The sequence below is a fragment of the Salibaculum sp. genome, assembly GCF_035270045.1.
Lineage (GTDB): Bacteria > Pseudomonadota > Alphaproteobacteria > Rhodobacterales > Rhodobacteraceae > Salibaculum.
Genome location: NZ_DATFIP010000008.1, coordinates 1 through 24,209, shown reverse-complemented (window position 1 = coordinate 24,209; position 24,209 = coordinate 1). Strand labels below are relative to the sequence as shown.

Annotated in this window: 20 protein-coding genes and 1 pseudogene; 13 read left to right on the top strand and 8 right to left on the bottom strand. The window is 63.6% G+C overall.

All coding sequences use genetic code 11. From position 1 onward, the window contains the following. Positions 1-53: 53 nt before the first annotated feature. The 5 genes from VJ897_RS01840 to VJ897_RS01820 are packed head-to-tail and all read right to left on the bottom strand — an operon-like array spanning position 54 to position 5,426. A complete protein-coding gene (locus tag VJ897_RS01840; protein ID WP_324052710.1) occupies positions 54-641 on the bottom strand; it encodes a peroxidase-related enzyme in 588 nt (195 codons plus the stop codon). After that, positions 638-1,117 carry a hypothetical protein gene (locus VJ897_RS01835; RefSeq protein WP_324052725.1) on the bottom strand — a complete coding sequence of 160 codons (480 nt, stop codon included), beginning with the start codon at positions 1,115-1,117 and terminating at the stop codon, positions 638-640. Before VJ897_RS01835 ends, VJ897_RS01840 begins: the two co-directional genes overlap by 4 nt. Next, complete coding sequence (locus tag VJ897_RS01830) at positions 1,117-2,583, bottom strand: NAD(P)-binding domain-containing protein (RefSeq protein ID WP_324052708.1); 1,467 nt, start codon at positions 2,581-2,583, stop codon at positions 1,117-1,119. Before VJ897_RS01830 ends, VJ897_RS01835 begins: the two co-directional genes overlap by 1 nt. A gap of 39 nt (positions 2,584-2,622) precedes the next feature. Continuing rightward, a complete protein-coding gene (locus VJ897_RS01825) occupies positions 2,623-3,969 on the bottom strand; it encodes an MFS transporter (protein WP_324052706.1) in 1,347 nt (448 codons plus the stop codon). Beyond that, the gene (locus tag VJ897_RS01820) at positions 3,966-5,426 is read right to left on the bottom strand and encodes an aminotransferase class V-fold PLP-dependent enzyme (protein ID WP_324052704.1); all 1,461 of its coding nucleotides are present in this window, start codon (positions 5,424-5,426) and stop codon (positions 3,966-3,968) included. The genes VJ897_RS01825 and VJ897_RS01820 overlap by 4 nt, the downstream gene beginning before the upstream one ends. A gap of 102 nt (positions 5,427-5,528) precedes the next feature. On the opposite strand from VJ897_RS01820, the gene VJ897_RS01815 reads away from it, so the two are divergent. Further along, on the top strand, positions 5,529-5,993 hold the full coding sequence (locus VJ897_RS01815) for an Lrp/AsnC family transcriptional regulator (RefSeq protein ID WP_324052702.1): 465 nt from the start codon (positions 5,529-5,531) through the stop codon (positions 5,991-5,993). A 51-nt stretch (positions 5,994-6,044) separates the two neighbouring features. Here VJ897_RS01815 and tdh read toward each other — a convergent pair whose 3' ends face one another. The 3 genes from tdh to relB all read right to left on the bottom strand — a co-directional run bounded on the left by tdh (position 6,045) and on the right by relB (position 8,943). Beyond that, on the bottom strand, positions 6,045-7,073 hold the full coding sequence (gene tdh / locus VJ897_RS01810; RefSeq protein WP_324052724.1) for an L-threonine 3-dehydrogenase, zinc-binding type: 1,029 nt from the start codon (positions 7,071-7,073) through the stop codon (positions 6,045-6,047). Positions 7,074-7,087: 14 nt separating this feature from the next. Continuing rightward, positions 7,088-8,275, bottom strand: a complete 1,188-nt coding sequence (kbl, locus tag VJ897_RS01805) for a glycine C-acetyltransferase (protein ID WP_324052700.1) — start codon at positions 8,273-8,275, stop codon at positions 7,088-7,090. Positions 8,276-8,385: 110 nt separating this feature from the next. Beyond that, complete coding sequence (gene relB / locus VJ897_RS01800) at positions 8,386-8,943, bottom strand: type II toxin-antitoxin system RelB family anti-toxin (protein ID WP_324052698.1); 558 nt, start codon at positions 8,941-8,943, stop codon at positions 8,386-8,388. Positions 8,944-9,802: 859 nt separating this feature from the next. Between relB and VJ897_RS01795 the strand changes: the two genes are divergently transcribed. The 12 genes and pseudogenes from VJ897_RS01795 to VJ897_RS01740 all read left to right on the top strand — a co-directional run. Then, positions 9,803-10,657, top strand: a complete 855-nt coding sequence (locus VJ897_RS01795; RefSeq protein WP_324052696.1) for an IclR family transcriptional regulator — start codon at positions 9,803-9,805, stop codon at positions 10,655-10,657. 31 nt (positions 10,658-10,688) lie between these two features. After that, positions 10,689-11,852 (top strand): zinc-dependent alcohol dehydrogenase, encoded by a 1,164-nt coding sequence (locus tag VJ897_RS01790; protein ID WP_324052694.1) that lies wholly within the window; start codon positions 10,689-10,691, stop codon positions 11,850-11,852. A gap of 22 nt (positions 11,853-11,874) precedes the next feature. Then, positions 11,875-12,795, top strand: a complete 921-nt coding sequence (locus VJ897_RS01785; protein WP_324052692.1) for an FAD binding domain-containing protein — start codon at positions 11,875-11,877, stop codon at positions 12,793-12,795. Continuing rightward, entirely contained in the window at positions 12,788-14,674 is a 1,887-nt protein-coding gene (locus VJ897_RS01780) for a molybdopterin-dependent oxidoreductase (protein WP_324052690.1), read from the top strand. The genes VJ897_RS01785 and VJ897_RS01780 overlap by 8 nt, the downstream gene beginning before the upstream one ends. Continuing rightward, positions 14,674-15,738 (top strand): xanthine dehydrogenase family protein molybdopterin-binding subunit, encoded by a 1,065-nt coding sequence (locus tag VJ897_RS01775; protein WP_324052689.1) that lies wholly within the window; start codon positions 14,674-14,676, stop codon positions 15,736-15,738. The genes VJ897_RS01780 and VJ897_RS01775 overlap by 1 nt, the downstream gene beginning before the upstream one ends. Positions 15,739-15,778: 40 nt before the next feature. After that, entirely contained in the window at positions 15,779-16,744 is a 966-nt protein-coding gene (locus VJ897_RS01770) for a Bug family tripartite tricarboxylate transporter substrate binding protein (protein WP_324052687.1), read from the top strand. Between the two features lie 31 nt (positions 16,745-16,775). Then, entirely contained in the window at positions 16,776-17,273 is a 498-nt protein-coding gene (locus tag VJ897_RS01765; RefSeq protein ID WP_324052684.1) for a tripartite tricarboxylate transporter TctB family protein, read from the top strand. A gap of 4 nt (positions 17,274-17,277) precedes the next feature. Further along, positions 17,278-18,792, top strand: a complete 1,515-nt coding sequence (locus VJ897_RS01760) for a tripartite tricarboxylate transporter permease (protein ID WP_324052682.1) — start codon at positions 17,278-17,280, stop codon at positions 18,790-18,792. Positions 18,793-18,802: 10 nt separating this feature from the next. After that, on the top strand, positions 18,803-20,677 hold the full coding sequence (locus VJ897_RS01755; protein WP_324052680.1) for a thiamine pyrophosphate-dependent enzyme: 1,875 nt from the start codon (positions 18,803-18,805) through the stop codon (positions 20,675-20,677). 11 nt (positions 20,678-20,688) lie between these two features. Next, complete coding sequence (locus tag VJ897_RS01750) at positions 20,689-22,131, top strand: NAD-dependent succinate-semialdehyde dehydrogenase (protein ID WP_324052678.1); 1,443 nt, start codon at positions 20,689-20,691, stop codon at positions 22,129-22,131. A gap of 6 nt (positions 22,132-22,137) precedes the next feature. Next, a complete protein-coding gene (locus VJ897_RS01745; protein WP_324052676.1) occupies positions 22,138-23,880 on the top strand; it encodes a dihydroxy-acid dehydratase in 1,743 nt (580 codons plus the stop codon). Continuing rightward, positions 23,877-24,209: pseudogene (locus VJ897_RS01740) on the top strand (Re/Si-specific NAD(P)(+) transhydrogenase subunit alpha); the annotation flags it as partial. The gene VJ897_RS01745 and the pseudogene VJ897_RS01740, both read left to right, overlap by 4 nt.

Sequence of the window (24,209 nt, the reverse complement as noted above, 5' to 3'; positions counted from 1 at the left end):
ACGAGACTCTTCCAGTTTAGCGGAAAGCAATCCGCTATACAAGATTCATCATCCTATCCTGTCGCCTCCGGCCTCACCGGATCACCAAGAACATGCATCAATCGGTTCGCCCAGCCGAACAAGGCCGCCGACAGGATCAGATCGAGCACCTCCGCCTCGTCAAGACCTGCCGCCTTCAGCGCGTCCAGGTGCTCCGGACCCGCTTGCGAGGGGCACTCCGAAAGAGCGACGGCAAAGTCCAGAATCGCCCGGTCGCGCGGCGCGAGGTCGGCCCCGGTCCCCTCCAGGAAGACCCTGTCGGTCACCTCTGTCGATTTCTCCAGCTGCGCATGGCGCATCGCATGGACGGCGGCACAGTAGACGCAGTGATTGACCATCGAGGCGCCCAGCGCGCTCAACTCCCGCTCGGCCCGGCTCATTCCGCCCCGGTCATACATGATAGCATTGAAGAGCGGGGTGCGCACCTTCAGGCTCTCGACATCATGGGCAAGCGTGAGCACGTACTCCGATACCTTGGTATTCGAAGGGGTGACCTTCAGCGCATCGAGCTGGTCTTCACTTGCCTCCTGCAAATCGACCGGGGCCACGCGCGGCTGCCAGTGCGGCACGTTCCGGCTGAATTTCTTGATCACCTTGTTCATTCAAATCCGTCCTTCATCAGCCGCAATCCGCCAATGACCCGTATCTGGAACGCCAGGAACGCGTTCAGTTCCGCCAGGCGCACGATGTCGGCATCCGCGACACCGGCGGCCTGCAAATCCGCGACATCAGCCGCGGTGACATCGCGGGTCTCGGCGGCCACCTTGTCCATGAACGCCACCACTTCAGCCAGCTCCAGCGCGGCCCCGTCCTCGGCCGGGTTGGCCAGGGCCGCATACCCCTCAGCGCCCTCGGCATAGTGCTCGGCCAAGTCGCTTTCCTGATTATGCGCCGCGATCCGCGCGGCCAGCGCGGCTCGCAGGCCGTGTGACCATGGCCCGGCATCCTTGGGGCGCAGCACGGTCTCTTCCGCAGCCTGGGTCATTTCGAGGATATTCGCCCGGTGCTCGAGCGCCGAGGAAACCGCGCCGCCGGTCTCGATGCCTGCTTGGGTCAATACAGTCGTTTGCAACACCATCACGCCACCCGCCCCTTCTTGGGTTCGGCCTCCAGCTCGGAGGGCACCCATTCGCTTCCGTCCAGTTCCGGCGACTCGTAGTTGAGCATGGCCTGCCAGTGCTGCTCCACGTCCTCGACGTAGAGCTTCGCGGCGAGGGCCCGCGCGAGCCAGCTCGCGCCCTCGGAAATGCCGGGGATATCACCGCTGACCTTGCCCAGGCTTGCCGACGCCCCGTAGTTGAAACAGTAGACGTTGGACAACCAGGGCGCCTGGCCCGCGACCTTTTCGCGGAACGTGAAGTCATCGTTGAGATAAGGAAACTGCCCGAGATCGCGCGAGGGCTCGTCCGCTGGCGGCGTGTAGACGTCCTGCCAGAGCAGGATGTCTGCCGCTGCCGTTCCGAACTCGCTCCGGGACATCGGGTCGATGCTGAAACCGGTTCCCAGTATGACGAAATCCGCCTCGTAAGAGGTTCCATCGGTGAATCCCACCTCGACGGACCCGCCTCGTTCGACCGTCGACTCGACCGCCTTGCCGAAATGGAAATAGGCGTTCGGATGCCGGCTGACCCGTTTGGTGGACCCATGTGGCGGCGGCGTCTGGGTAGAAAAGGAATACTGCATGAAGCGCCAGCGCCATTCATCCGGCAGGTTGGCATATCCGGCGGTGAAACCGAACGAACCGATCCCCATCATCTTGTTGATCGTTGGCATCTTCTCGCGACGGATCAGATGGCGGACCTCTGCGGCGCCGTGTTCCAGCGCCTCGGCAGCGTTGTCCACGGCCGACGCCCCCACGCCCACGACGGCGACACGCTTGTTCTTGAGCGCGGCAAAGTCGATGTCGTCGGCGCTGTGCGCCCAGTATTTTCGGTCAAGCCCTTCGACGAAGCCCGGGATGTTGGGTCGCCCGGTCCCGTCACGCCCGGTCGCGAAGACCAGCTTGCGTGTCAGGACCGAGGCCTCCTCGGCACCCGAAAGGTGCAACCGCAGCAGGTCTCCCTCGGGTTCTACCCGATCGACCGACACTCCGTTTTCCACCGGGATTCCCAGCGCCTGCCGATACCATTGCAGATAGTCCATCCACATCGGCCGCGGAATCTTGTCCAGCTTGTCCCACTCGGCGGCCCCGAACTGCGCAAGGAACCACGCGCGGAACGTAAGGGCGCCGTGGCCATAGGCCGGTCCGGTCAACTCCTTGGGCGAGCGCAGCGTCTCCATGCGCGCATAGGTCATCCAGGGGCCTTCACGGCCGACCGGGCTGCGGTCAAGGACCCTGATGTTGTGCACCCCGCCCGTCTTGAGCGCCATCCACGCCACCATTCCGCACATGCCGCCGCCGATGATCACCACGTCGCTTACCCCCGCGCGGGCCGGGACCCAGTCCTTGCCCGGCCAGCAAAGCAGGCTCAGGTCCTCGTGCAACCGAGCTTCAAGCGCGGGGAGGCCTTGGCCGTCGATGGTGGTCGTCGTGTCATTTGTCATGTCGTCTTTCCTATGGGGCCGGTGAGCGATCGATCTCTGTCAGGCTTGGCGAAGGTTCGACCAGTCCGGGTGGAGATCGTCGATATAGAACGGATGTGCGTGCCGATTGCGGGGACCGTGCGTTACCGTGCCGATGAGATGCGGATGGTCGGCGGCCAATTCGGGGTGTTCGTGTTCCCGGGTCAGCGGGTCGGCGGCCGGCCAGACCCGCAATGCGACCAAGACCGTGCCGACGGTCATCACGGACAATAACGCCAGCGCCTGTTCGAGTCCAATCCTGGCTGCAAGTTCCCCGGCCAGCGGGTAGGCGATCAACCACCCGGCATGCGACAGAGAGAACTGCGCAGCAAAGACCGCGGGGCGGTCCGACGCCTGCGCAGAGCGCGCGATCACCAGTCCGCCCGGTGTCAGGACCAAAGACGCCGCAAGACCGAAAAACCCCCAAAGTGCCATGTAGGACGCATAGCCGAGCGGCAGGAGGATACCCAGTCCAAGCACCGCATGGAGCAGGGCCCCCGCGGCCATCGTGCGACGCTCGTCCAGATGCGCGATCAGGCGTGGAACGAGACCGGCGCCGATCGCCGCACCAAGTCCGTAAAAAGCCATCAGGATCGGGAAATGACGTTCTGCATCACCAAGCCGTGCGCCCGCCAGGACAACAGAGTTCACGAGCACCCAGGCCATGCTGATTGACAGCGCGAAATTCATCAGGAACAGGCCCCGCAACCGCGGCGTCTTGCGGTAGATCTGCAGCCCGGCCATGGCACGCGCAAGGAATGCCTGCTTGCGCTGGTCCGGCGCCTCGCCGGGGAACCGCGTAACCGCAAGCGCGCAGAGCGACCCGCCAAAGGCCAGCGCAGCCACCCAGAACAGGAATTCCGCGGCCACGATTTGCAACATGAGGCCCGCAACCACTGGCGACAGGACCGACTCCAGCGTGTAGGCGATGCGCGACCAGACCAAGGCCCGGCTGTAGGTCTCTTCCTGTGGCAGGACATCCGGGATGACTGACTGGAACAACGGCGTGAACCCGGCGGAGACCGCGAAGAAGACCAGGGCAAGCGCCGCGAGCTGCCACGTCTGGGTTGCGAATGCCATCGGCAGCAGGAGGACCATCCGCGCCAGGTCCAGCCCGATCATCGTCCGTTTGCGCCCATGGCCGGCGAACAGCGCCTGCGCCAGCGGCGCGATGCACACGTAGGCGACCATTTTGACAGCGAGCAGAAACCCCAGGATCTGGCCGGCAGCTGCCGCGCCCCCGATACGGTAGGCTGCCAGCGACATGCCAACCGTCATCAGCCCGATGGCAATCAACGAAAACACCTGTGCCGCGAAAAGCGTCCGGAAGGACGGCACGGCAAGCGGGCTGATCCGGGCGTCGGTCATGATGCAAGGCTGTCCTCGGTCAGATCGTTGGCTTCGAACCGCGCGGTTCCAGTGTCAACGCTGTATTCGTCCACGTAGTCTGGAGCGACCCGTGCGAGATTGTCCACCGCCTCGATGATGAAATCCGCCTTCTCATCGCTCATCAGCGCGGAGAGGTTGAGCCGCACCCAGCCCGGTTTGGCGGTTTCCTCGCCCCGCTCGAGCGCTGCGATGGCGGTGTCGGACTCGGCTTTGCCCAGGCCGAGCAGGCGATGGCCGTAGGGTCCTGCGCAGGCACAGCCGCCCCGCGCCTGCACCCCGGCCAGATCGCTTAGCAGCCGGGTGAAGAACTGGTGATGCACAAGCCCTCCCTGGCCATCCCGGACGCGGAACGAGAAAATCGGCAGAGCCGTATCGTCAGCAACACCCAGAAGCTCGATACGGTCGTTGGCTTGCCAGACCTGCCACGCACGCCGTCTCAACTCGGCCTGCCGGCTGTCGAGCCATTCTTGGCCCAGCGCCTCCTTGACCAGCATCGCCAGCGCGGCGCGGATGTCGCCGGTCACGTTCGGGGTTCCGCCCTCTTCGCGCGCCGCCAGGCTGCCGGAATAGACATGCCCCCAGGGCGATACGAAGCTGACGGTCCCCCCTCCGGGAAGCGTCGGAACGACACGCCGGGCGATGGCATCGCGAATGACCGTGACACCGCTTGCCCCGGGCCCGCCTGGGAACTTGTGTGTCGAGAACACGATGGCATCCTTCTGTGCATCGGTGCCGGCCTTCATGTCCATCTCGCAGTAGGGGCCTGCACAGCCATAATCCCAGATTGTGAGCGCGCCATGCGCGCGCAACAGGCGTGTTACTGCATCAACGTCGGTCAGGATGCCCGTGACGTTGGAGGCAGCAGAGAAGGTGCCGACGATCCGCGCAGCGCCCTCGGCCCCTCTCAAAGCATGGGCGAGAGCATCCATGTCGACCCCGCCCTGTGGCGCTTCGGCGATTTCGATAACCTCTGCCCCAGTCTCGCGCCAGGGCAGGATGTTGGAGTGATGCTCGTACGGGCCGGTCAATACCACCACGCGTTTGCCCGCGGACACCAGCGCGGCAAGGTCCAGCAAGCCGACGATCCGGTTGATCCCGGCCGTTGATCCGGCGCCGGTGAACACGACACTCATGCCTGGCGTGGCGCCGGTCAGGCGGGCGATCTCGGCCCGCGCGGCCTCTCGCAGCTTGGTCATGTAGGCCCCGCAGAAAGAGGCCTGTGTATGCGTGTTGGCGTAATAAGGCAGCACGCGATGGCGGATGAAATCCTCCACCTGCGTGAGCGCGCGCCCCGACGCCACGTAATCGGCATAGTGCAACTTACGCACGCCGAACGGCCCGTCTATCTCGACGCCTTCGCCGATCAGCCCCGCACGAACCCTGTCGTGAACGTCTTCGCCAAGAAGCGCGGCTTTGAAATCGTCAAGAGCAGTCATGTCATTCCTCGATTGAACCTCTTGAACCATGACACAAGATTTGCAAAACTTTTCACATATTTTGGGCATTGATTTACTAATTTTGGGTCATATAATCGTCACATGGCTGAAAAATTCGATCATTTTGATTTCCGCATCCTGGAAGAGCTCCAGCGCGATGCGGCGCAGTCGCAACGGGCGCTCGCCGAAAGGATCGGACTGTCACAGAACGCCTGCTGGCGCAGGCTCAAGGCACTGGAGGCCTCGGGCGCGATCCGCAATCGCACCGTGGTGATCGACCGTGAAAGACTCGGCGGCGGCTTCGTCGTGTTCTCGCTGATCAAGACCAGGCACCATTCGGTCGAGTGGCTGCGGCAGTTTCGCCAGCATGTCTCGGCGATCCCGGAGGTGATCGACTTTTTCCGGATCGGCGGAGAATACGACTATCTGATGAAAATCGTTGCCAGTGACATGGCCGGCTACGATGATGTCTACAAGCGCCTGATCGAGAATGTCGAACTGGAGGCCGTGACCTCTTATTTCGCCATGGAAGCGATCGAGGAACAACGCCCCGTTCCATTGCAGTGATCACCGAACGCCTGTTTCCACCTGATCGGTGGCATTCTTCGTCCCGAAGGGTCAGCGCCAGTTCAGCACGACCTTGCCGGCCCGGCCCGATTTCATGGCATCGAAGCCTTCGGCGAAATCGTCGACCTCCATCTGGTGCGTTATCACCCGGCTGACATCCAGCCCGTTCTGCAGCATCGCGATCATCTTGTACCAGGTCTCGAACATCTCGCGCCCGTAGACCCCCTTGATGGTGATTGCCTTGAACACGATACGAGACCAGTCGACCGGAGAGGAACCGGGCGGAATGCCCAGCAAGGCGATCTTGCCGCCCATGATCAGGCTTTCGACCATCTGGTCCAGGGCCTGCTGGTTGCCCGACATTTCCAGGCCAACGTCGAAGCCCTGCTTCATGCCCAGCCCGTCCATCACGTCTCGCAGATCCTCTTTGGTCACGTCCACGGTCCGAACGTTGCGGCAGACATGCTCGGCCAACCGCAACCGATCCGGGTTGATATCGGTGATCACCACGTGGCGCGCCCCGGCGTGGCGTGCGACGGCAGCGGCCATGATCCCGATGGGCCCCGCGCCGGTGATCAGCACGTCCTCGCCCAGCAGGTCGAAACTCAGCGCCGTATGGACCGCGTTTCCCAATGGGTCGAGAATCGCGCCGATTTCGTCGGGTATGTCGTCGGGCAGGGGAATCACGTTGAACGCCGGAAGCCGGAGGTATTCTGCAAAGGCTCCCTGAACGTTCACCCCGATTCCACGTGTCCCCGGGTCAAGGTGGAACCGTCCCGAGCGGCTCTGGCGGCTTTCCGTTCCGACCACGTGTCCCTCGCCCGAACACCGCTGGCCGATCTCCAGCCCGGTCACATTGCGGCCCAGTTCGACGATTTCGCCCGCGAATTCATGGCCGGTGATCATTGGCACAGGCACGGTGTGCGCCGCCCAGTCGTCCCAGTTCCAGATGTGGATGTCAGTGCCGCAGATCCCGGTCTTGTTGATGCGGATCAGGACCTCGTCCGGGCCGATCTCGGGCACGGGCGCCTGGATGATCCAAAGGCCCTCGGACGGGTGCGTCTTTTCCAGGGCTTTCATCGTGTTCGGCAGGTTCATGCGATCACGCCCAGGTCGCGGCCGACCTTGCCGAACGCGGCAAGCGCGCGGTCCAGTTGCTCGGTGGTCAGCGCCGCGTTCATCTGGGTGCGGATACGGGCCTGTCCGTGCGGCACAACGGGGAAGAAGAACCCCGAGACGTAGACACCCTCCTCGAAAAGGCCGGCCGCCATCTGTTGTGCAAGGGGCGCCTCGCCCAGCATCACCGGGATGATCGGGTGTTCGCCGTCGAGAAGATCGAAGCCCAACTTCTCAAGACCCGCGCGCCAATAGCGGGCGTTGTCGAACAGCCTTTTACGCAGGTCCGGCGTCTGCTCGACCAGACGGATCGCTTCCAGTCCGGCGGCGACGATCGGCGGTGGCAATGCGTTCGAGAACAGGTAGGGCCGCGCGCGCTGCCGCAACAGGTCAATCACCGGCTGCGGACCGGCGATATAGCCGCCCATCGCACCGCCCAGGGCCTTGCCCAGCGTCCCGGTCAGGATGTCGACATCAACGCCAAAGTGTTCAGGGGTTCCCGTTCCCCGCGGGCCCATGAAGCCCGTGGCATGGCAGTCATCCACCATCACCAGCGCGTCATACGCCCGAGCCAGCCGCGTGATCGCGGGAAGATCGGCGAGATAACCGTCCATCGAGAAAACGCCGTCCGTGGCGATCATGACGTGCCGTGCGCCATCGTTGCGCGCGGCCTTCAGATTGGCCTCCAGGTCGGCCATGTCATTGTTCGCGTAGCGATAGCGCCGGGCCTTGCACAGACGGATGCCGTCGATGATCGAGGCATGGTTGAGGCTGTCCGAGATGATCGCGTCTTCGGGCCCCAGCAGTGGCTCGAACAACCCGCCATTGGCGTCGAAACAGGCCGCGAAAAGGATCGAATCGTCCTTGTTCAGGAAGCCGGCCAATTTCTTTTCGAGCTGCCGATGCAGGTCTTGCGTGCCGCAGATGAAGCGGACCGAGGCCATCCCGAAACCGTGGTCGTCCATGGCGTCTCGCGCCGCCCGGACCAGGTCGGGATGATCGGCCAGCCCCAGATAATTGTTGGCGCAGAGATTTATGACTTCACGGCTGCCCACAACGACCTCGGCCGCCTGAGGTGAGGTCATCAATCGCTCTCGCTTCATCAGGCCATCGGCCTCGATCCCGGCAAGCGTGGCTTTGATGTCGTGGAAGAATTGATCGGACAAGACACAAGCCCCCTGAATCGATGCTGATGACGACGTGGCTACCATTCTACCATATTGGAAAATTTCCGCAATATGGGAATATGATGATCGGAAGCCCTATCGCGCCGGTGTCACCCGCCCTTCACGACGAGAAAGGCGCGCGCGCGGTCCTCGGCCTGCAGCCGGTGAGGCACATCCGCCGCATAGCGCGCGGTCTCACCCGCCTTCAGTCGTTCCGAAACCTCGCCACTGGTCACGACCAGCTTGCCCTCGATCACGGTCAGGTTCTCTGTCGTCCCGCGGATATGCGGCGCCGAATCCAGAACGCCGCCCTCGGCGAAGTGCAACTCGTAGACCTCGTGGTGCTCGGCATCCTCGGGCGGTGAAAGGATGCGGATCGTGCAGCCCGCGCCGTGGTTCTCGATGCTCGGAACCTCGGACGCGCGCAGGACTTCGATCTGGCTGTTCACCTGGTCTTCAAGCAGACCCGCGAAATCGACCTGCAAGGCACGGGTCAGGTTCCATAGCGTCGAGACGGTGGGCGAGGACTCGCCACGCTCGATCTGGCTGACCATGCTGCGCGACACGCCCGACAGCTTGGCGACCGCGTCAAGGGACAGACCCTGCGCCTGACGTGCCTGCTTCAGCCGTGCCGGCAGCCGAGAGAGAATGCAGTGAGGATCATCCATGCTGCCGAAAGGTAAGGTCTATGTTGGCACCTTGCCAGTCAAAAAGCCAGCACGGTGAAGTGTGGGCGCAGCGCTGTGAACATTTATCACCGGATGGCTGCGAGGCGGCCAAGGTCATGCCCCCTTGGAGCTTGAACCTGAGTTGGCCCGGGGTCGTTGACGGTAACGGGCTGTAGGATCACCTGACATAAACGAGATTCTCACTGTCTGTTGGTGAGAGATAACCCGGAGCCGAGTGTTGGCTGCCAGGATCGTACCAACCTTCAACGAACTCACGGATTGCCATTCGTGGTCTGGCGCCGAAGGTCTGCCCGACTTGCGTCACCCGGTCCCGCGCTGTCGCATGATGCGGCGGGTAGGCATGACAGGGTGCCAGCATGTGCGCGGGGCCCCTCACGAGGATCACAGGAAGCATGCGGATCCTCGTAGCCGCGACTTCATGGAGGATGCTGCCGTGAGAGAAGACTAGCAAGTGGTCGGTCGCGGGAAAACCCTGCCGATCAGGGACTTGGATATCTGAGAATAATTCCGCGGACCGGGCGCACCGGCGGAGGCTCTTCAAAGATGCCTGCGCGGATTCGGAGCAAAAGCCCATTCGATCAATAAACGGTTGGTCAGGAGCGACAGGGTGCAGCGTGGCCCTGCCGGTTCAACGACTGCCATATGTGGATGCGAGCCTAGGCTGATCGTGCTCGCAGTTGAGAGCCGAGACTGCCTTGGTCTTAAGCCGGGTCTTTGGGACACGTTCCGACTTTTCGAGCACTTTATTTGATAATATCAAATTACTAACGATCATACCAAATTTCCTTGCCAGAAGCGGCCCTCATCCTGATGCTTTGTGAACAGGGAGAGGACCACGATGACACCACGCAAGCCAGGCAGGCAGGGACGCGACGGGACGCCGGAGGCGAAGGTCGTCAAGCTTGACCAGCTTCCCGAGGAGATGGGCGGCCGCACCATACAGTCGGTGGAACGCGCCCTGAATGTTCTTGAGATCGTGGCCCAGGAACGCGATGGCGTGACCGTTTCGGAAATATCCGAGCGGCTCGAGCTCAACATTTCGACGTGCCATCACTTGATCACCACACTGGTCAAGAAAGGGTTCGTGGCGCATCTGGGCCGGGTGAAGGGTTACGCGCTTGGTACCCGCCTGGGCGAATTGGTCGAGATTTCCGAAGGCGAACGCGACCCGGATGTCCTTTTGGCCGACGAGTTGAAGGCGCTGGGCAAGCGGCTGGGCCATGGCGTGCAATTCGCCCAACTAAGCGACACATCCCTCTTGACCAAGCTCAGCTTCGCTGACCCCGACGATGAAGTGGCCGAGGCCAGCGAGGTCGAGAAAATGACCGCGCTTCATGCGACCGCGACGGGCAAGGCGATCCTGGCCTGGATTCCCGACACCGAATTGGTGCGCATCATCTCGTCCAACGGGCTGTCGTCCTACACGCCCCGCAGTATCACATCGCTGTCCGGCCTGGTCGAGGAACTGCGGCTGGTCCGCCGCCTGAAATATTCCGTCGATGACGAGGAGTTCCGCGAGGGCATCGTCTGTATAGGCGCCACCATTCGCGAAGGCGCGGGCGCGGTGCTCGGGTCCATATCCGTCACCGTTCCAGCCCACCGCGCCACCGAGGAATACCGCGGCTACCTGATCAAGGAAATGATCAGCGCGGCCAACGCGTTTTCCAACAAGCTGCGCAACCTGAAAACCTGAATATCAGATCAATCTACAAGGAGACCGACACATGTCCATGCCCGATACAGTGACCACCAGTGAGACCCATCCCGTCCCCGAGAAGATGAAGGCCTGGGTGCTGGGCGATCCCGGCGAACTGACCCTGTCCGAGAAGCCGGTTCCGGTGCCGGGCAAGGCCGAAGTGCTGGTGCGCATCGACGCCGTGGCGATCTGCGCCACCGACCTCGAAATCATCCATCACGGTCCGCCGGCCCAGATCGAAGGCGGCGACCCGTTCAACAAGAATTTCACCCCTGGGCATGAATACATGGGCACCGTTGTCGCCCTCGGGCCGGGTGTCGACGAATACGAGATCGGTGAACGCGTGACAGTCGAGATCCATGCCGGCTGCGGCCAGTGCAAGCGCTGCCGCCAGGGGATGTACACGTCTTGCCACAACTACGGCAAGAACTACGGCAACGTGGACAAGGGACACCGCGCCAACGGTTTCACCACCGATGGCGGCTTTGCCGAATACGCGGTGAACAACATCAACACGCTGATCCATGTCGACGATTCCATGTCCGACGAAGAGGCCACGCTGGTCGTGACCGCGGGCACGGCAATGTATGGCCTGACCGAATTGGGCGGCCTTGTCGCCGGCGAGAGCGTCGTGGTGACCGGCCCGGGCCCGATCGGCCTGCTTGGCGCGGCTGTCGCCAAGGCGCTTGGCGCGCAGCCCGTCATCCTGACCGGCACCCGCGACAACCGCCTGGAGATCGGCAAGCAGCTGGGCGCCGACCACGTGATCAACGTACGTAACGAGGACGTGGTCGAAAAGGTCCGCGAACTGACCGGCGGCAAGGGCGTCGACTACGTCGTCGAATGCGCCGGCGCGCCCAATGGCCTGAATGAGGCGGCGCAGATGGTGAACCGCGGCGGCAAGATCTGCCTGGCGGCGTTCCCCGGCAACAGCCCCGAGGTCGATGTCGCCTACCTGGTGCGCAACAACATCTACCTCTACGGCATCCGCGGCGAGGGCAAGACCGCCACGCACCGCGCCGAGGCCTTCATGCGTCAAAAGCGGTTCGACTCCACGCTGATCCACACCCACACCTTCGAGATGGGTGACCTGGAAGAGGCCCTTCGCTACGCCAAGGACCGGGTCGAGGACGCGATCAAGGTCGTCGTCAAGAACCCCCACGCAGCCTCGAACAAGGTCGCGGCCGAGTAATCTCGCAACACAGGAGACAGCCATGCTGACCTACGACGTGTATCACATGCCGACGAGCCTGGAAGAGGCGCTGACCTTGTGGGCCAATGCCGCCGAGGGAAGCAGGCTCGTCTCCGGAGCGACGGACATCCTGCCCTGGGCCCGCGAGGGCCGGGCAGGGGACGTGCATCTGCCCGAAATGGTGGATGTCACCCGAATTCCGGACATTGATGGCTATGCTTTCGAAAAGGGCCGCATCCGGCTGGGCGCCAACACGGTCTATCAGGATTTTCTGACCGACGTGACTCTTATGCGCAGCCTGCCCTGCATGCCCTATTGCGCGATCTGGTTCGCCGACGACCAGATCCGGGAACAGGCCTCTTTGACTGGAAACCTTGTCAACGCGTCTCCGGTCGCGGATGGCACGCCCGCCGTCGTGGCGCTCAATGGCGAGATCGAGCTGGCACGGCTCGACGGCGGGCAAATCGTGCGGCGCCGGGTCCCGGTGGTGGATTTCATCACCGGCCCGGGCCGCACCCAGATTGCGCAGGACGAGATCGCCACGGCGGTGATCGTCGATGCCTGCAACGGCTTTGGCGGGTCGTTCCAGAAGGTAGGACTGCGCCGGTCGCTGGTGATCTCGGTGGCCTGCTGTGCCGCCCTGGTCAAGACCGATCGCGACGGCCGCGTATTCGAGGATGTGCGTCTTGCCTTGGGCGGGGTCGGACCGAGCCCGATCCGCATGATCGAGACCGAGAATTCGCTGCGCGGAGAACGCATCTCGCATGCGCTGATCGAACAGGTCGCACAGGCGGCTGCTGATCGGGTGGGCTCGCGCAGCCGCCAGGAATACCGCCGCGAGGTGGTGGTGAACTTCATCCGCGCCGCTTTGGAGGATGCCCTGACGAACCAGCCGGATATCGACGTGAAATTCGAAGATCAGGAGGAGCAGATCAATGCCTAAGCTCAGGATCGAAGCCGAAGTCAACGGCCGCAAGGTCAATCGTGAAACCGAACCGCACAAGCGCCTGCTGGATTTCCTGCGGGATGATCTGAACCTGACCGGCACCAAGGAAGGCTGTGGCGCCGGCGAATGCGGCACCTGTTCCGTCTTTGTGGATGGCAAGCTGGTCAAGTCCTGCCTGATGCCCGCCGGCAAGGCCAGCGGCGCGAAGATCGAAACCATCGAGGGCTTGGCCAAGCCAGGCGATCTGACGCCGATGCAGCGGGCCTTTCACAAGACCGGGGCCAGTCAGTGCGGCTATTGCATTCCCGGCATGGTCATGGCGGCGACCTCGGCCCTGCGGGAAAACCCCCAGGCCGATATCGAGGAGATCAAGGAACGCCTGGGCGGCAATATCTGCCGCTGCACCGGCTACACCAAGATTTTCGAGGCGGTCGAGATCGCCAAGGGCGTGATCGCCGGTACGGTCCCGGAAACCGCTCTTGAGGAAGACACGGTCGATGACAGCTTCATCGGTGCCAATGTGCGCCGGTTGGACGCGCCCTCGAAGGTCTCGGGCCGCCTGAAATATGCTGCCGACATCAAGATGCCGGACATGCTGCAGATGCAGGTGCTGCGTTCGCCCCATGCCCATGCCCGCATCCTGTCGATCGACACCAGCGAGGCCGAGGCGATGGACGGCGTGGCCTGCGTGATCACCGCACAGGATGTGCCGGGCACCGATGGGTTCGGTGTCTTCGTCCACGACCAGCCGATCATGGCCCGCGACAAGGTACGACATGTGGGCGAGGCCGTGGCCGCCGTGGCCGCCGAAGACCTGGTGACCGCGCGCCGCGCCCTGTCGAAGATCAAGGTGGAATACGAAGAACTTCCGGGCCTGTTCGATCCGGGGCAGGCGATGGACCCCGGCGCGCCTGTGATCCACGATTACGCCCGGGATAACCTGATCAAGCACATCCCCGTGCGCAAGGGCGACGTGACCGCAGGCTTTGCCGAGGCCGACCTGATCCTGGAGGACGATTTCACGACCCAACAGGTCGAACATGCCTATCTCGAACCCGAGGCCGGTATCGCCTATGTCGATCCCGATGACGTGGTCGTCGTGATCTCTCCGTCGCAGAACATCTCGCATCACCGGCACATGCTGGCCGAGATCATCGCCAAGCCGATCAACAAGGTGCGCTTCATCATGAGCCCGGTCGGCGGCGGTTTCGGCGGCAAGGAAGACATGATCTACCAGGGCATGTTGGCGCTGGCGGCAATGAAGACCCATCGCCCGGTGCAGCTGAACTTCACCCGAGAGGAAAGCCTGATCGCCTCGGCCAAACGGCACCCGTCGCGCGTGCATTACCGCATGGGCGTGAAATGGGATGGGCGGGTCACCGCGATCGAGTTCGACATGCTGTCCGACGGCGGCGCCTTCGGCATGTCCAGCGAGGGTGTGATGCGCAAGGCGGCAATCCTGTCCTGCGGGCCCTACGAGGTGCATAACCTCAAGGTCGATACCCGGGTGGTCTACACCAACAACACGCCATCGGGCGCGTTCCGGACATTCGGGGGGATGCAGGCGCAATTCGCGACCGAAAGCATGATGGACATGGCCGCCGAGGCGCTGGACATGGACCCGTTCGAGATCCGCCGGGTCAACATGATGAAGATCGGCGCCAAGACCCATACGCAGCAGACGCTCGAAACCGCCTCGCTCGATCGCGTCATGGACGCGGCGGAACAGGCCTCCCGCTGGGAAAAGGGCGCGCCCCGGGTGCGCGGCGCGACCCGCAAGGATCTGAACGGCCCCGATACACGGCAGCCCTGCACATTGGGTGCGCGGATCAAGAAGGCCTCCACGGACAGCGATGAATCGGAAAGGGTGGCATGATGACCAGCAAGATGAAGCGTGGCCGCGGCATGGCGGCGAGTTGGTATGGCATCGCGCGGACCGCGACGATCGACCGGGCCGGTGCCTGGGCGGAACTGGATGACGGGGGCACCGGCAAGGTGGTCACCGGCGTCACCGAGATTGGCGAAGGCATCCTGACGGTGCTGGCGCAGGTGGCGGCCGAGGAAATGGGCATTCGTCCCGAGGATGTGACAATCGGTGACAACGACACCTCCCGAGCCCCCGAGGCGGCCCATGCCGGTGCGACCCGCCAGACCTACATGATCGGTAATTCGGTGGCCCTGGCCGCCCGCGAGGCGCGAGACGCGCTTTTCGAGGAAATCGCCGATCACTGGGACGTGCCGGTCGAGAGCCTGCGCGCCTTCAACGGCGAAATCTGGGCCGAGGACACGAACCTTCGGATGACGATGGAAGACGCCGTCGCCACCTGCAAGGGGCGCGGCGTTGTGCCCGTGGGGTCGGCCTCGTTCACCGCCCATGGCACCGGGCTGGACCCGGTCGATGGCTCCGGCAGCCCCTGGCAGGCCTATGTCTTCGGCACCCAGGTGGCCGAGGTCGAGGTGGATACCTGGACCGGCGAGGTGCAGGTGCTGGGCATCTGGGCCGCCCATGATGTGGGTCGCGCGATCAACCCGCGCGGCGTCGAGGGCCAGATCGAGGGCGGCGTGGTGCAGGGCCTGGGACAGGCCTTGATGGAGGAATACACCACCGAGAAGGGCCATGCGATAACCCATGGCTTCGCCAAGTATATCCTGCCGACCTCGCTGGATATTCCCCAGATCAACTGCTCGATCGTCGAGGACCCGGATCCGAAAAGCCCTCTCAGGGCCAAGGGGATCGGCGAACCGGCCCTGGTGCCGACCGCCCCGGCGATCATGAACGCGATCTACGACGCCATCGGCGTCAGGATCAAATCCCTTCCTGCGACCCCGGAAAGGATCCTCGAAGCGTTGCGAAACCATGTTCCGGGGAGGGAACAGATCGCACAGTCGGCCCGGTTGGAGCGCGCCGAAGCCGCAAGACACCAAAGCGCCAAGGTCTGATCCCACGCGGGATCGGCCAACAATTCCAAGGGAGGAAGACATGAAACTCAAGACAAGTATCAAGAGTGGGCTGACAGTGGCCGTGACCGCCGGGCTTATGGCGTTCGGCGGGACCGCCAAGGCTGACTATCCGGAAAAGCCGGTCGAAATGACCATTCTGTTCGGCGGTACCGCAAATACCATCGCGCAGCTGTTATCCGAGCTGATGACCGAGGAACTGGGCGAGCCAGTTGTGCCCGTCAGCCGCACCGGCGGCGGCGGTGCCGTGGGCTATTCGCACGTGGTCGCGACCGCGCCGGATGGCTATAATGTCGTGTGGAACTCGAACTCGATCAGCACGGCACACCACACGGGTCGCGTGCCCTTCGATCACTCCGCCTTCACGCCGATCGCGCGCGTTTCGACCGAGATCCCGGCCCTGGCCGTCAATAGCGACACCGGCTGGGATACCTTGGCCGACCTGAAGGCGGCTGTGGAAGAAACGGATGGCCGGTTCAACGTGGGCATCTCTGGCAAGGGTTCGTTCACCCACCTGACCTCGGCGGCGCTGTTCGATGCAATGGGCGTCGGCGACAAGGTTGCCTATATCTCCTACGGGAAAGGCAATGCGCCAGTCGAGCTTCTGGCCGGTCGGATCGACGCGGCCATCCAGTGGCCGGGCCAGTTCGTGTCTTATGTCGAAACCGGTGATCTGAACGTTATCGCCGTGACTGGCGAAGAGCGGGTCGCCATCCTGCCGGATGTGCCGACCGCCCAGGAACAGGACGTCGATGTCAACATCTCGATGTGGCGTGGCCTGGCGGCGCCCGCAGGGACGCCCGATGACGTCGTTGCCACCCTCCAGGCGGCGGCCGAGGCCGCGGTAGCCAGCGAGGACTTTCAGAATGCGGCAGGCAATATCGGCTTCGCGCCGGCATTCCTGGACGCCGAGGCATTTGACGCCCTGATAGAAAGCGACGACGCCTTCTATGGTGAACTGCTGCAACAGTTGGGCATGGCCCAGTAGCAGCCACCAAATCGGCAAGAGGATCATGAAGATGACCAACCGTGTCCAGGATATCATTGTCGCAACGGTGCTTCTGCTGCTGGGTGCGGTCTGGACCTGGTTGGTCATCGACACGATCCGCCCGGGCCAGGGGGCGGGGGATATCGGGGCCCGCGCCTTTCCGTTGGTCTTCGGAGCGCTCCTGATGGTGTTGTCCGGGGTTCTGCTGCTGAGCGCGCTGCCCCGGTCGGACCGGGAGGACAACACGTTCGTCGGAGACATGGAAATCCCCAAGTCATCGCGCCTGGACTGGGTGCCCGCCCTGTTGGTTCTGGGGCAGATCTGTCTCTACGGCTTCCTTCTCGAGAAGATCGGTTTCGTTCTGGCCACACCGATCATCGTTCTGCTGGCCATGGCGGTCAGCCTGCGAGAACGCTCTCCGGTCAAGCTGCTTGGCATGTCGCTGGGCCTGACCGTCGGCAGCTGGATGCTCTTCGAGAAAGTTCTGGGAATCTACCTGGCCAACGGCACTTGGCTCAACCTCGGATAGGAACATGGACCTCTTTCTTGACGCACTTTCGCTTGTCCTGACGCCCGCGGCCATCGCTTCGATCGGCCTGGGGGCGTTGGTCGGGCTGATCTTCGGCTCGATCCCGGGCCTGACCTTCACGGTCGCCCTGGCCCTTGCCCTTCCCATCACCTTTGGCATGGATCCCGTGCCTGCCATCGGCCTGCTTCTGGGGACCTATATCGGCGGCATGACCGGCGGGTCCGTTTCGGCGATCCTGCTAGGCATACCCGGCACACCCTCGGCCGCGGCGACCGTGTTGGACGGCCATCAAATGACCAAGCAGGGCCAAGCCTCGATCGCGCTTGGCACCGCGGTGATCGTCTCGGTGTTCGGGGGGCTGTTCAGCTTGCTGGTGATGATCGTTTCGGTCGACCTTGTGTCGCGGCTGGCTATCGGGTTCGGGCCGGCGGAACTCTTTGCGCTGGTGCTTTTCGGGATGTCCACCATCTGCGGACTATGCGGCGACTCGCTGGTCAAGGGGCTGATCTCAGGCGTGCTGGGCCTGATGATCATGACCGTCGGCATCGACGCCATCGACGGCGTCCCGCGGATGACATTCGGCAGCATCAACCTTCTGCAGGGGGTCAACCTGTTGGTGGCGATGATCGGCCTGTTTGCCGTGCCTTTCGTCATCGAGGCCTTCGCCCGGAAGGGGGAAACGGACCCCCAGGCCCAGCGTGTCGCGAAAGTGCGCGCCGAACTGCCCTCTCTGAAACTGCTCTTCGGCAAGATTTCCCTGATCCTGCGCTGTTCGGCCCTGGGCACGGGCATCGGCGCCATTCCCGGCACCGGGGGTGCCATCGCGTCCTTCCTGGCCTACGACCATGCCAAGCGGTTCTCCAAGAAGCCGCAGAGCTTCGGCAAGGGCAACATGGAAGGCGTCATCGCCCCCGAGGCCGCAAATAATGCGGTAACCGGCGGCACGCTGATCCCGCTGCTGTCGCTTGGTATTCCGGGCGATCCGGCCACGGCCATCGTGTTGGCGGGCCTGATGATCCACGGCATCCAGCCCGGGCCGGCGCTGTTCATGAACAATGCTGGCGAGGTCTACGGCATGTATGTCGCCGTGGCGCTGGCCTATGTCTGGGTGCTGGCCCTGCAGCTCATGGGCATCCGCATCTTCGTGCACGTTCTCAAGATTCCGCGCGAGATGCTGGCGGTCGCGGTCCTGGTCCTGTGTGCCATCGGCGCCTACTCGATCCGCAACAGCGCCTTTGACATCTACGCCATGGGGGCCATCGGCCTGCTGGCCTATGTGCTGGTCGCCGTGCGCGTGCCGATCACGCCCATCATCCTGGGCATGGTTCTTGGCCCGACGCTCGAGAACGAATTCCGCACGGCCATGATGCTGTCGGGCGGCAGCCTCGACATCTTCCTGACCTCGCCCACGGTGCTGGTGTTTTTCGCGCTGGCGGCGGGCGTGATCGGATTGCAGGTCGTGGCGGAGCTGAAGTTGAGAAAGAAAATCAAAGAAAAGATCGAGATCACAGATGCTTGACGATAACCAAATGCCCGAAGAAACGGAAAAGCAGATCCGGAAAAGAGCGATCAGACTGGCCGTCAAGAGCGTCGACGAAGCCCTGGGCGGCGATGCCGACGACGGGATCGAGGATTTGACCCTGTCCGAGGCGCTGGTCATCGGGCTGATGAAGCAGGGCGTGCGGCGCTACTACGCGATCTTCGGCCATGGCTCGACCGACCTTGGCGAGGTGCTGCGTATCTATCACGAGCAAGGCGCCGTCGAGGTCATCAATTGCCGCAACGAGGTCGAGATGGCCCATGCCGCCACAGCCCATGCCTGGGTCTACGGTGAAACGCCTGCGGTCATCACCTCTATCGGACCGGGCGGGCTTCAGGCCATGGCCGGCTCCCTGGCTGCGGCCTCCAACGGCGTGGGCCTTTACCACATCTACGGGGACGAGACCACGCAGGGCGAAGGCTACAACATGCAGCAGGTGCCCAAGCCCGAACAGGGGGTTTTCGGCAAGGTAACCGCGCTGATGGGCCAGTCCTACACGCTGCACACGCCTGGGGCGCTGCGCGAATGCCTTCGGCGGGGCACGTCCTGTGTGCATCACCCCTACAAGGCGGGACCGTTCTTCATCATGCTGCCGATCAACACCCAGCCGCAGCGCACCAAGGTGAACATCGCCACGCTGCCCGCCCGGCAGGCGTTGCCGCCGATGGCGCCGGCACGGTCCGATGACCTGCGCGCGGCCGTGGATTTCATACGCAACCGAAAGCGCATCGTCATCAAGGCGGGCGGCGGCACACGGGCGCATTACAAGGCCGTGCGCGCCCTGGCTTGCCGGATCGGCGCGCCGGTCGTGCTCTCGCCCGGGTCGACCGGGGTGATGATGGATGCGCATGCCCAGAACATGCATGTAGGTGGATCCAAGGGCTCGATCTCCGGCAATTACGCGATGCAGAATGCCGACGCGCTGATCGTCATCGGCAGCCGCGCGGTCTGCCAGGCGGATTGTTCGGGTGTCGGCTATCCGAATGTCGAAGCGGTGCTGAACATCAACGGCGATTTCGATGACCTGACCCATTACGCCAACACGGTCGGCCTGCCGGGCGACATCACCGCGGTCATCGACCTGCTGTTGGCCGAGCTGGGCGAAGACAGCGGCATCGGCATGCGCAAGGAGTGGGGACGCGACTGCGCCGCCAAGAAGGACGAATGGACTGCCTTCAAGGCCAAGCGCATCCATGCCGCGCCGATCGAGGACGAGGTCTGGCAACGCCCCGTGCTGACCCAGCCCGCAGCGATCCATACCGTTGCGACCTTCGCCAACGAGACCGGCGCGATCAAGTTCTTCGATGCCGGCGACGTTCAGGCCAACGGGTTCCAGATCGTCGAGGATGACCAGCCGGGCCAGACCTATACCGAAACCGGCGCGTCCTTCATGGGTTTCTCGGGATCCGCGCTTCTGGGCGGGGCGGGCGTCCGCGACGCGAAATACGGCATCGCCTTTACCGGGGACGGGTCGTTCATGATGAACCCGCAGATCCTGATCGACGCCGTCGAACACGGGGTGCGCGGCATGGTGGCCCTGTTCGACAACCGTCGCATGGCCGCGATCACCGGGCTGCAATACGACCAGTACGGCCGCGAGTTCAAAACCAATGACAGCGTTGCTGTGGACTATGCCGCGATGGCGGCCTCGGTCATGGGCGTCAAGGCGGTCTTCGGCGGGCATTCGCGCGAGGACCTCGAAGCGGCGCTGGCCGAGGCCCATGCCCATGACGGGCTCTCGCTGGTGCATATCCCGGTCTATTCCGGGCGCGACCCGATTGCCGGGATGGGGGCCTATGGGTCCTGGAACGTGGGCAACTGGGTCGAGGACGTCCAGGGCGAATACCTGAAAGCAAAGATTTAAGGGAGGCAGGCATGTATCAGGATATCAATCTCTTCATTCGAGGAGAGTGGACACCCGCCTCGGACAAGGCGACCAAGACCGTTACCGACCCGGCCACGGAGGACGTGCTGGGAACCATCGCGGCCGCCACCGAGACGGATATCGACGCAGCCCTGGACGCCGCGCAGGCGGGATTCGAGGTCTGGCGCAAGACCGGCACCTGGGACAGGGCCGCGAAAATCCGCAAAGCCGCCGACCTGATCCGTGACCGCCAGGCACAGATCGCCGAGCTGATGTCGCTGGAAACCGGCAAGCCCGTGGCCGAGTCCATGGGCGAAACCGCCGCCGCCGCAGACCAGTTCGAATGGTATTCCGAGGAAACCAAGCGCATCTACGGCCAGGTGATCGGAAGCCGCACGACCGACAGCCGCATGGTGGTGATCCATCAGCCCGTCGGCGTTGTCGCGGCCTTTTCGGCATGGAATTTCCCGGCACTTCTGCCGGCGCGCAAGATCGCCCCGGCCATTGCCGCCGGGTGCGCGATCATCATCAAGCCGGCGGGGGAAACCCCGGCCAGCTGTGCGGCCCTGGTTCAGGCCTGCCACGATGCCGGCATTCCGCCCGGCGTCGTCAACTTCCTGACCGGCAGTTCCAACCAGATCGCCACGCGTCTGATCCGCTCGCCCATCGTGCGCAAGGTCAGCGTCACCGGCTCGGTTCCCGTGGGCAAGCAGATCCTGTCGCTGGCTGCCGAAGGGGTCAAGAAAGTGTCGATGGAACTGGGCGGGCATGGGCCCGTGCTGGTCTTCGACGATTTCGATGCCCGCCAGGCCGCCGAGATCTGCGCGCCCACGAAGTTCCGCAATTGCGGGCAGGTCTGCATCTCGCCCACGCGCTTTTACGTGCACGAAAACAGCTACGAGGCCTTCGCCGAACGCTTTGCCGAAATCGCCAAGTCGCTCAAGGTCGGGCGCGGGCTGGACGAGGGCGTGCAGGTTGGCCCGATGGCCAATCAGCGGGGCCTGGAGAACATCCAGCGCATGACGCAGGACGCGCTTGATCGCGGGGCCGAATTGCTGGCCGGGGGCAAGCCGCCCGCCGGGTTCAACAAGGGGTATTTCGTCGAACCCACCGTACTGGGCCGGGTGCCCGACGACGCGCTGGTGATGACCGAGGAACCATTCGGCCCCATCGCCCCGATCACCACCTTTACCGATTATGACGAGGTGATCGAACGCGCCAATTCGCTGCCCTTCGGGCTGGCCGGCTACATCTTCTCGCATGACCTCAGCCGGGTGACCCGGGCCTATGAAGACCTGGAACTGGGCATGGTCGGTGTCAACGAGATGCTTCTGGCCACGGCCGAGGCCCCCTTCGGCGGTGTCAAGGAAAGCGGCATGGGCCGCGAGGGAGGGTCGCTGGGCATCCACGACTACCTCGATCCGAAATACGTCAAGATGAAACTCGCGGGATAAGCCGACATGACAGACGAGAAAGAACAGGGCTTCGCACGGGGCCTGACCAACTACGGCGACCGGGATTTCTCGGTCTATCTGCGCCGGTCCTTCGCAGCCTCCATGGGCTATTCCCGCGACGTTCTGAAAAAGCCCATCGTCGGTATCGCCAACAGCTTCTCGGGCTTCAACAGTTGCCACCGGCATTTCCCGGAACTGATCGAGGCGGTCAAGCGCGGGGTCCTTCTGGGCGGCGGGTTGCCGGTGGAATTTCCCACCATCTCGCTGGGCGAGGTCTATCTCAGCCCGACCAGCCTGAAGTTCCGCAACCTGATGTCCATGGACACCGAGGAAATGATCCGCGCCCAGCCGATGGACGCAGTGGTGCTGATGGGCGGATGCGACAAGACTGTTCCGGCTCAGCTGATGGGCGCCGCCTCCGCCGACCTGCCGGCGGTGCAGCTGGTGGCCGGGCCGATGATGACCTCGCGTCACGGCGAGGAACGCTTGGGGGCCTGCACCGATTGCAGGCGCTTCTGGGGCAAGTACCGTGCGGGCGAGGTCTCGGATGACGAGATCAACCATATCGAGGGGCGCCTGGCCACGACGGCGGGCACCTGCGCGGTGATGGGCACGGCCTCGACCATGGCCTGCATCGCCGAAACTCTCGGTTTTTCCTTGCCCGGCACGGCGGCGATCCCGGCGGTCAACGCGGACCGCCTGCGCGCGGGCGAGGCTTCGGGCCTGGCGGCAGCGCGCATGATCACCGACCCGATCAAGCCCAGCCAGCTGCTGACCGAGAAATCGGTGGAAAATGCCCTGCGGGTCCTGCTGGCCCTTGGCGGGTCGACCAACGCCATCATCCACCTGACCGCCATCGCCGGACGCATGGGTATCAAGATCTCGCTGGACCGGATGAACGAATTGTCCGACACGACGCCGGTCCTGGTGAACCTCAAGCCCGTCGGGTCGGCCTACATGGAGGATTTCTTCTTTGCCGGCGGCATGGGGGCGGTGCTGCGCGAGCTCAAGCCGCTCCTGCATCTCGACACGCTGTCGGTTTCGGGCGAAACCCTGGGCGACCGGCTGGAAGAAGACCCGGGCTATGTCGACCGCCGGATCATCGCCAAGGCCGCAGAGCCCCTGGAACCCCAGGGCGGTCTGGTCGCGCTGTTCGGCAACCTTGCGCCGCGCGGGGCGATCCTGAAACGGTCGGCCGCCGATGAGCGCCTGTTCGAGAAAGAGGGCCGCGCGGTGGTCTTCAGCTCGCTGGCCGACCTGGCGGCCCGCGTCGACGACCCCGATCTCGACATCACCGAGGACGATTTCATGGTCCTCCAGAATGCCGGGCCGAAAAGCGCCTCGGGCATGCCCGAGGCCGGCTACCTGCCGATCCCGCGCAAGCTCAGCTCCAAGGGCGTCAAGGACATGGTGCGAATCTCGGATGCGCGCATGTCGGGCACCGCGTTCGGCACCATCGTGCTGCATGTGACGCCGGAAAGCTCGACCGGGGGCGTGCTTGGGCTGGTGCGCGACGGGGATCGTATCCGGCTTTCGGTCAAGGACAAGCGTATCGAGTTGCTGGTCGACGAGGCCGAGCTGGAAAGCCGCCGCGCCGCGTGGGTCTCGCAGAACGAACCGGCCGAGATGCGGCGCGGCTATGACCGGCTCTATGCCGAGCAGGTGCTTCAGGCCGACGAGGGCTGCGATTTCGCGATCCTGCAACCGAATGGTCGAACAGCCGCCGAACAAGGGGAAGACAAGGGATGAAGATCGGAACACCAGCGGAAATCCTGAAGGGCGAGGCACGGGTGGCAATGACGCCGGACAGCGCGGTTGATCTGCAGAAACTGGGCTACGAGTGCCTGATCCAGTCCGGGGCCGGCGCCAAGGCCGACTTCGCGGATGCCGATTATGAAGCGGTGGGCGTGACCGTCCTCAAATCTGCGGACTCTTTGTGGAAGTCTTCTGATATTGTTGCGAAGGTTCGTGTTCCGACGGAGACGGAGCTTAAGCGGCTTCGGGCGGGGCAGACGCTGATCACCTTTTTCAACCCTTCGGAGAACGAAGAGGGTCTGGAACTGGCGAGGTCCAAGGGC